This is a genomic window from Psychromonas aquatilis (assembly GCF_038155185.1).
GTDB classification, from domain to species: domain Bacteria; phylum Pseudomonadota; class Gammaproteobacteria; order Enterobacterales; family Psychromonadaceae; genus Psychromonas; species Psychromonas aquatilis.
Window position 1 is genome coordinate 1 of record NZ_JBAKAZ010000401.1, and the last position, 214, is coordinate 214.

General features: G+C 37.9%; 1 pseudogene. It reads right to left on the minus strand.

Features of this window, described 5'->3' with window-relative positions:
• Window positions 1-214 (minus strand): annotated as a pseudogene (locus tag V6256_RS15935) (acetolactate synthase 3 large subunit); the annotation flags it as partial.

Consider the following 214-nt stretch of genomic DNA (forward strand, 5'->3'; position numbering starts at 1 on the left):
CTACAATTGGTAAATCAGCATGAATATTTTTTGAAATCGAGGTAGGGTCAATATCAATATGCATGATTTTTGCGTCAGGACAGAACTTTTCAACGATATTAGTTACACGGTCATCAAAGCGAGCACCACAAGCAAAAATTAAATCAGCGTAATGCATTGAACGGTTAGCTTCATAAGATACGTCCATTCCTAGCATACCGACAAATTCCTCGAG